Origin of the sequence: Polaromonas sp. (assembly GCF_030682935.1) — a bacterium.
Classification (GTDB): domain Bacteria; phylum Pseudomonadota; class Gammaproteobacteria; order Burkholderiales; family Burkholderiaceae_C; genus Polaromonas.
Window position 1 is genome coordinate 1 of record NZ_JAUXNA010000077.1, and the last position, 2,687, is coordinate 2,687.

Genomic DNA, 2,687 nt, shown 5'->3' on the forward strand with positions numbered 1-2,687 from the left:
CCACGACGCGCTTGACCAGACCGGCGCGTTTGAGCGCCAACGCAAAAGAACCTCCCATCAGGCCGCAGCCGATGAGACCTAATTGTTCAAACATAACGGGCACCTGAATTTGTTGTTCTCGCTTCATTTAGCCGTGATTCCCGATCAGTCGCTGATGGGGTAAGTGCCGAGAACTTTATAGAAGGCGCAAAGTTGCTGTAAATCGGCAAGAGCAGCTTTCACATGGTCTTGCGATGGATGGCCTTGCAGGTCGATATAAAAATAGTATTCCCAATGGCCCGAACGGGCTGGACGCGACTCAAAGCGGGTCATGGAAACGCCGTGGGTTTTCAGCGGCACCAGGATGTCATGCACAGCGCCCGGACGGTTGGGAACCGATACCACAAGGCTGGTGCAATCCTTGCCGGAGGCGGGCGGGGCGGGCAGCGTTTGCGGCAGGCAGATCACGGCAAAACGTGTACGGTTGAAGGCATCATCCTGAATCCCGTGCGCCGCTGTGTGCAGTGCGAATTGGGTTGCCGCACGATCGCTGGCGATACCGGCCCAGGCCGGGTTGGTCGTGGCCAGGCGTGCCCCTTCTGCATTGCTCGATGCGGCACGGCGTTCGACATGGGGCAAATGGCTGGTCAGCCATCCCTGGCATTGCGCCAGCGCCTGCGGGTGGGCATAAACGGCCTCGATGTTTTCCAGTGACTCGGAAAGCCTGAGCAGGTTATGACGCACCATCAGGCTGATTTCACCCACGATGTGTAGCGGAGAGTTCAGCAACAGGTCGAGCGAGCGCGACACTACGCCTTCGGTGGAGTTCTCAACCGGCACCACGCCAAAATCGGCCGTACCTGCCGTGGCGGCGCGAAACACTTCATCAAAGTTGGCACAGGGAATGTGTTCAATGCTGGAGCCGAAAAACCGCACGGCGGCTTCTTCGCTGAACGTGCCGGCAGGGCCCAGGTAAGCCACCCGCACGGGCGACTCAAGCGCCAGACAGGCTGACATGATTTCACGCCAGACCGCGGCAACATGCTCATTTTTGAGCGGGCCCGTATTGGCTTGCTGGATCTTTTCAATGACCTGTGCAACCCGGTCAGGCCGGAAAAAAGGCGTACCTTCACGCTTCTTGACTTCCCCGACCTGCTCGGCGACCAGTGCGCGTCGGTTCAGCAGGGTCAGCAGTTCCTTGTCCAGCGCGTCAATCTGGACGCGTAAATCAGCGAGTGTGGCAGTCATGTCAGGCGTGTTTTTTTTCGAATTCTTGCAGGTAGTCCACCAGCGCCTCTACGCCGGCCAGCGGCATTGCGTTGTAAATGCTGGCGCGCATGCCACCCACGGACTTGTGGCCCTTGAGCTGCAGCAGGCTTCTTGTTTTGGCACCGGCCAGGAAAGCCTCGTTGCGCGATTCATCGCGCAGAAAAAACGGCACGTTCATGCGTGAACGGCAATCCTTGCTGACGCGATTGACATACAGCTGCGAACGGTCGATGGCGTCGTAAAGCAACTGAGACTTGGCAATATTGCGCTTTTCCATCGCAGCAATGCCCCAAACCTGGGCATTCGCCTCACCTTCATTTTGGCGTTTTAGCCATTGGAAGGTCAGTCCTGCAATGTAGATGGCGTAGGTCGGCGGTGTGTTGTACATCGAGTGGTTGTTGGCCACTGTTTTGTAGTCAAAAGCGCTGGGGCATACGGGAAGCGCATGACCGAGCAAGTCCTCCCGCACGACCACCAGCGTGACTCCGGCGGGGCCCAGGTTTTTTTGTGCGCCGCCAAACGCCAGGCCAACTTTGGACCAGTCCACCGGCCTGGACGCCACGTGGGATGAAAAATCGATGACCAGCGGCGCCTCGGTTCCCAGCGCCTTCAAGTCAGGCAGTTCCTGAAATTCCACGCCATCAATGGTTTCGTTGCTGCAGACATGCACATAGCGGGCATTGGGCCGCAGGTTCCAGCTGGCCGGCGGCGGCAGGCTGGTGCGGTCGGTGCTTTCGTTGCTGGCCGCGATTTGCACGTTGCAGTACTTGCGTGCTTCTTTTTGCGACTTGTCGCTCCAGCTGCCGGTCACCACGAAATCGGCCGACTCACCCCGCGAAAGATTCAGTGGGACGATGGCGTTTTCTGCAAGACCGCCGCCTTGCATGAACAATATTTTGAAGTGCTTCGGGACGGCCATTAATTGACGGAAATCAGCTTCTGCGTTTTCGCAAATCGACACGAATTCCTTGCCTCGGTGGCTCATCTCCATGACGCTCATGCCGCTGCCGTGCCAGTCCAGCATTTCGGCGGCGGCCTGTTGCAAAACCTCCTCTGGCAATGCAGCGGGACCTGCCGAAAAATTGAAAGGCCGGATCATTTCTTGGCTGGCTTGCCCGCCCCGGGTGCCGCAGGTGCGCTACCGATAATTTTCAGCGCGGCATCATCGAACTGCTTTGCGCGTGCAACGACGTCGGAGCGGGTCGCTTCGACCAGTTTTTGGACGAAGACGTTGCCCAGTTCAGGGGCGCTGGCCTGGTATTTCTTGATGGCTGGGGACTCAAAAAATGCTGCAATCTGCTGAAGCTCTTCAAGCGTAAAACGCTCTGCATAGGCCGGTACAAGCACGTCCGCGCTGACTTTGCTGACCCGCTTGGCAATCAGCTGCTTGGTGTCTTCGGCATACTTGTTCAACTCGGCATTGAGAGCTTCAGATGCTT

At 57.8% G+C, this 2,687-nt stretch carries 3 protein-coding genes and 1 pseudogene; all 4 read right to left on the reverse strand.

The features are described from left to right. Window positions 1-94: pseudogene (locus tag Q8K05_RS03060) on the reverse strand (prephenate dehydrogenase/arogenate dehydrogenase family protein); the annotation flags it as partial. 50 nt (window positions 95-144) lie between these two features. Next, window positions 145-1,227 carry a prephenate dehydratase gene (gene pheA, locus Q8K05_RS03065; RefSeq protein WP_305245067.1) on the reverse strand — a complete coding sequence of 361 codons (1,083 nt, stop codon included), beginning with the start codon at window positions 1,225-1,227 and terminating at the stop codon, window positions 145-147. A 1-nt stretch (window position 1,228) separates the two neighbouring features. Further along, window positions 1,229-2,347 (reverse strand): 3-phosphoserine/phosphohydroxythreonine transaminase, encoded by a 1,119-nt coding sequence (serC, locus tag Q8K05_RS03070; protein ID WP_305245068.1) that lies wholly within the window; start codon window positions 2,345-2,347, stop codon window positions 1,229-1,231. After that, a partial coding sequence (locus tag Q8K05_RS03075) for a DUF2059 domain-containing protein (protein WP_305245069.1) occupies window positions 2,344-2,687 on the reverse strand: 344 nt, incomplete at its 5' end. The genes Q8K05_RS03075 and serC, both read right to left, overlap by 4 nt.